5 protein-coding genes, 5 tRNA genes and 2 rRNA genes are annotated in these 4,577 nt (G+C 39.9%); 10 read left to right on the top strand and 2 right to left on the bottom strand.

Annotated elements, in window-relative coordinates:
* The 5 genes from rrf (BM329_RS13965) to birA form a co-directional block, all read left to right on the top strand.
* Positions 1-94, top strand: a 5S ribosomal RNA gene (rrf, locus tag BM329_RS13965); the annotation flags it as partial.
* A 51-nt stretch (positions 95-145) separates the two neighbouring features.
* A tRNA-Thr gene (locus BM329_RS13960) sits at positions 146-221 on the top strand.
* A 34-nt stretch (positions 222-255) separates the two neighbouring features.
* Positions 256-371, top strand: a 5S ribosomal RNA gene (gene rrf, locus BM329_RS13955).
* A 157-nt stretch (positions 372-528) separates the two neighbouring features.
* A complete protein-coding gene (gene murB, locus BM329_RS13950; protein ID WP_092554370.1) occupies positions 529-1,569 on the top strand; it encodes a UDP-N-acetylmuramate dehydrogenase in 1,041 nt (346 codons plus the stop codon).
* On the top strand, positions 1,566-2,525 hold the full coding sequence (gene birA / locus BM329_RS13945; RefSeq protein WP_092554367.1) for a bifunctional biotin--[acetyl-CoA-carboxylase] ligase/biotin operon repressor BirA: 960 nt from the start codon (positions 1,566-1,568) through the stop codon (positions 2,523-2,525). The genes murB and birA overlap by 4 nt, the downstream gene beginning before the upstream one ends.
* A gap of 34 nt (positions 2,526-2,559) precedes the next feature.
* Here the strand turns inward: birA and coaA are convergent, their stop codons facing one another.
* Together coaA and BM329_RS13935 are read right to left on the bottom strand one after the other, a co-directional pair.
* The gene (gene coaA, locus BM329_RS13940; protein WP_092554364.1) at positions 2,560-3,510 is read right to left on the bottom strand and encodes a type I pantothenate kinase; all 951 of its coding nucleotides are present in this window, start codon (positions 3,508-3,510) and stop codon (positions 2,560-2,562) included.
* A gap of 110 nt (positions 3,511-3,620) precedes the next feature.
* A complete protein-coding gene (locus BM329_RS13935; protein WP_092554361.1) occupies positions 3,621-3,899 on the bottom strand; it encodes a hypothetical protein in 279 nt (92 codons plus the stop codon).
* Between the two features lie 37 nt (positions 3,900-3,936).
* On the opposite strand from BM329_RS13935, the gene BM329_RS13930 reads away from it, so the two are divergent.
* The 5 genes from BM329_RS13930 to BM329_RS13910 form a co-directional block, all read left to right on the top strand.
* Positions 3,937-4,012 (top strand) — tRNA-Thr (locus tag BM329_RS13930).
* Positions 4,013-4,027: 15 nt separating this feature from the next.
* Positions 4,028-4,112, top strand: a tRNA-Tyr gene (locus tag BM329_RS13925).
* 106 nt (positions 4,113-4,218) lie between these two features.
* Positions 4,219-4,293, top strand: a tRNA-Gly gene (locus BM329_RS13920).
* Between the two features lie 6 nt (positions 4,294-4,299).
* Positions 4,300-4,375, top strand: a tRNA-Thr gene (locus BM329_RS13915).
* 106 nt (positions 4,376-4,481) lie between these two features.
* On the top strand, positions 4,482-4,577 hold a 96-nt coding region (locus BM329_RS13910; protein WP_004249126.1), incomplete at its 3' end, for a GTP-binding protein.

Below are 4,577 nucleotides of genomic sequence, written 5' to 3'. Positions count from 1 at the left end.
TCCCACCTGACCCCATGCCGAACTCAGCAGTGAAACGCCGTCGCGCCGATGGTAGTGTGGGGTCTCCCCATGCGAGAGTAGGGCACTGCCAGACATCTAATTTATAAGTGTTGCCCATTTGGCAGCACTTTTTATCTTAGCATTTGCTGATATGGCTCAGTTGGTAGAGCACACCCTTGGTAAGGGTGAGGCCCCCAGTTCGAATCTGGGTATCAGCACCATGAACAACATGTTCGGCAAATAAAACAGAACTTGCTTGGCGGCAATAACGCGGCGGTCCCACCTGACCCCATGCCGAACTCAGTAGTGAAACGCCGTAGCGCCGATGGTAGTGTGGGGTCTCCCCATGTGAGAGTAGGAAACTGCCAAGCTTTAATATAGTCAAAAGGCCACTCATTTGAGTGGCCTTTTGCATTTCTAATTATTTAATATTTTCAAGAAGATAAAAATATTGGTTGACTGTGGTCTTATCTTTCAAATGTAGAGTCTGATAGACTACGACTAAATTATCTATTGAGCTTGAAGTGAATGTCTGCCCGTCAACCTACTGAACTAAAAGCGTTCAACACATTTGGCATTTCAGCTTGTGCTGATCATATCGCCACAGCAACCACTATTGAATCACTCTTATCTTTATGGCAAAAAGCACAGGGTAAAGACCAACCTATTTTATTGCTGGGAGGAGGAAGTAATGTCCTATTCACTGAAAATTTTAAAGGTACTGTGATTCTAAATCGTATTCTTGGTATCAATATACAAGAATCGGACACAGCATGGCATATACACGTTGGTGCAGGTGAAAATTGGCATGAGCTGATCACCTATTTACTCAAGCAACAGGTTTATGGCTTGGAAAATTTAGCTTTAATACCTGGAAATGTAGGCTCTGCCCCTATTCAAAATATCGGGGCATATGGGATTGAGTTTAAGCATGTCTGTGAGTATGTCGATTTTATTGAATTGAAAACAGGTAACTCTATTCGCCTTATGAAAAATGAGTGTGAATTTGCATACAGAGACAGCATTTTCAAACATCAATATAAGGATGGTTATGCTATTACAGCTGTGGGACTGAATTTGAATAAAGCGTGGGAACCAATATTGACTTATGGTAGTTTAGCTCAATTCTCACGAGAAGATGTTACACCAGAACAAATATTTTATTCTGTGTGTGAAATGCGCCAGAGTAAATTACCAGATCCTGCAATAATGGGAAATGCAGGAAGTTTCTTCAAAAACCCAATCATATCCGTCGGGTTAGCACAAAAAATTAAATCTCAGTATCCAAATTGCCCCCAATATCACCATAATGAAAATAGCGTAAAAACTGCTGCGGGTTGGCTAATCGATCAATGTAACTTGAAAGGCTATTCTATTGGTGATGCTGCAGTGCATACGCAGCAAGCATTGGTACTAATTAATAAAGGAAATGCAACGGGGAAAGATATTATTACTTTGGCTGCTTATGTGCGGAACAGGGTAGCGGAAAAATTTAATATCTTCTTAGAACCCGAGGTTCGCTTCATTGGTAGTAATGGGGAGATAGACGCAGTGGAGTGTATTTCATGAAAGATATTAGTATTCCGTTAAAATTAATTAAAATATTGTCTGATGGTGAGACTCATTCAGGACAGCAACTTGGCCAAGAATTGGGCATGAGTCGCGCAGGAATCAATAAACATATACAGACTATCCGTGAATGGGGAGTAGAAATTTTAACACTTCCAGGTAAAGGATATCGTTTTCCTGCTCCTATGAATCTTCTTGATAAAGAAATCATTGATAATTATCTTCCAAATGCTCATCTTGAAGTTATACCTGTTATTGATTCTACAAATCAATATTTGTTGGAGAAATTAGCCAAACTGAATTCAGGCGACTCTTGTGTTGCAGAATATCAGTATGCAGGTAGGGGACGTCGTGGTAGGCGGTGGGTTTCTGCGTTTGGCCGAAATTTATATTTGTCGATGTATTGGCGATTAGAACAAGGGCCATCGGCTGCAATTGGTTTAAGTCTGGTAGTTGGAATAGTCATCGCAGAAGTTCTTAACCGTCAGGGAGCCGAAAGAGTAAAAGTAAAATGGCCAAATGATCTATATTTAGATGATAAAAAATTAGCGGGAATATTAGTTGAATTAACCGGAAGAACGGGAGATGCAGCTCATATTGTTATTGGGATAGGTATGAATATCTCGATGAGTAGTGAACAACAAAAATTAATTAACCAGCGGTGGACTAATTTACAGCAGGCGGGAATGGTGGTTGAGCGGAACAAATTGATTTCGGAAATCATTGTTGAGCTAAAAGAAGCACTGCTCCAATTTGAAAAAGAAGGGTTATCTTCTTTTATCCATCGATGGATAAAATTGGATAATTTTATTAATCGTCCTGTGAAACTAATTATTGGCGAACAGGAAATTTTTGGTGTTGCCCGTGGCATTGATCAACAAGGGGCACTATTGCTTGATATTAATGATGTTATTACATCTTATATAGGTGGTGAAATTTCTTTGAGGGGGTGTTGAAGGGGAAAGCCGGAAATGTTTCCGGCTGTTTATTTTATTTCCTTAGCCTGACGCTTTCAATCGAATGATTGGTTCCTTTTGTCATAATCAAGCTAGCACGTTCTCTAGTTGGTAAAATATTTTGTTGTAAGTTTAATCCATTAATTTCCCGCCAAATATTTGATGCGATTTTTATCGCTTCTTCTGTAGTCAGCTTAGAATAGTCGTGAAAATAAGAGTCCGGATCGGAAAAAGCACCTTGCCGAAATTTAAGGAAACGGCTGATATACCATTGTTCGAGTAATTCATCTGATGCATCAACATAAATGGAAAAATCAACAAAATCAGAAACAAATACATGGTGGGGTTCGTGTGGATAATCCATGCCACTTTGTAGAACGTTTAAGCCTTCTAAGATCAGAATGTCAGGCCTTTCAATAATAACTTGTTCATTGGGAACAATATCATAGCTCAGATGAGAATATACTGGCGCACTGACCTTTTCACTTCCTGACTTTATATCAGCAACGAATTTCACTAGGTTATGCATATCATAGGATTCAGGAAATCCCTTTTTTTTCATTAAACCACGTTCATTTAACACACTATTAGAGTGCAAGAAGCCGTCTGTAGTGACTAACTTAACACGGCGATGTTCAGGCCAGCGGCTTAATAATGCTTGTAATAAGCGTGCGGTAGTGCTTTTTCCAACTGCGACACTGCCTGCGATACCAATTACGTAAGGGACTTTTTGTTCATCTGTTCCTAAAAACTGCTCAAGAACAGCTTGTCGCCGTAAATTGGAACTAATATAAAAATTAAGCAGGCGTGATAATGGAAGATAAATCTCTACTACTTCATCTATTGAGATTTCTTCATTAATCCCTTTTAAAGCAGCCACCTCTTCTTCTGTTAATGTTAAAGGTACTGAGTCACGCAATGTTGCCCATTGCTCACGATCAAATTGTAAATATGGAGTTGTCAAAAAAGATTCTTTGTTATTCATAAGCCAACATCTGCCTGTCTATGCAGGTTGGACAGGTTGTTGAAAACACCCGTATCCGACAAAAAATAAATCTCATCATATCGGTTGCATTATCTCAGGCGTAGAATTTTTTATAATTTTAGTGATTTTTTTGATGGTAAATACAAAATCCTAAAAAATGTTCGAGTTCCGTGACTGTTTTTTGGCAGTATTTTTTTATTTTTTTCAAAAAAAGAATTGGGTGACGCAAATAATTTGCCAAAAATGATCAGTAAATACATTTGTTGCTTTCTTTGCTGCAAAGTTTTTTGCCGATTATTTGAACTGAAACTATTGAGAAAATAATCGATATCATCAAAAGCGATTGTTTTGTGAGCTAAAGAATAAAAAAAACAATTTTTTTGTTGCATCGGGGGCTAACTCTACCTAAAATGCGCAGCACTTGATGCCGGCATAGCTCAGTTGGTAGAGCAACTGACTTGTAATCAGTAGGTCCCGAGTTCGACTCTTGGTGTCGGCACCATTAAAAATTTGGAAAGGTGGGGTTCCCGAGCGGCCAAAGGGAGCAGACTGTAAATCTGCCGTCACAGACTTCGAAGGTTCGAATCCTTCCCCCACCACCATTAATTAGTTTCCATCTTGAGTGTTCGTGTCCTACTCGAGTTATACTCCAGACAAAACATTTGAGATGCAAGATACAGCTGATTAAAGTCAGGTAGCCGAGTTCACGCGGGCATCGTATAATGGCTATTACCTCAGCCTTCCAAGCTGATGATGCGGGTTCGATTCCCGCTGCCCGCTCCAAGATGTGCTGATATAGCTCAGTTGGTAGAGCACACCCTTGGTAAGGGTGAGGTCGGCAGTTCGAATCTGCCTATCAGCACCACTTCATATGTTCTTATCTCTTGGCTTTCTTCCTGTAAATATCTCGCAAGCAATTGCTTGGTTGATGTGGTGTAACCACCGATTCCGTGTCTTAGAGGGACAACCTAATGTCTAAAGAAAAGTTTGAACGTTCAAAACCGCACGTTAACGTTGGTACTATAGGCCACGTTGACCACGGTAAAACTACCCTGACTGCTGCAATC

Origin of the sequence: Xenorhabdus koppenhoeferi (assembly GCF_900116635.1) — a bacterium.
Classification (GTDB): domain Bacteria; phylum Pseudomonadota; class Gammaproteobacteria; order Enterobacterales; family Enterobacteriaceae; genus Xenorhabdus; species Xenorhabdus koppenhoeferi.
Note: the sequence above shows the minus strand (reverse complement) of the source record. Positions and strands in the feature narration are given on the sequence as shown.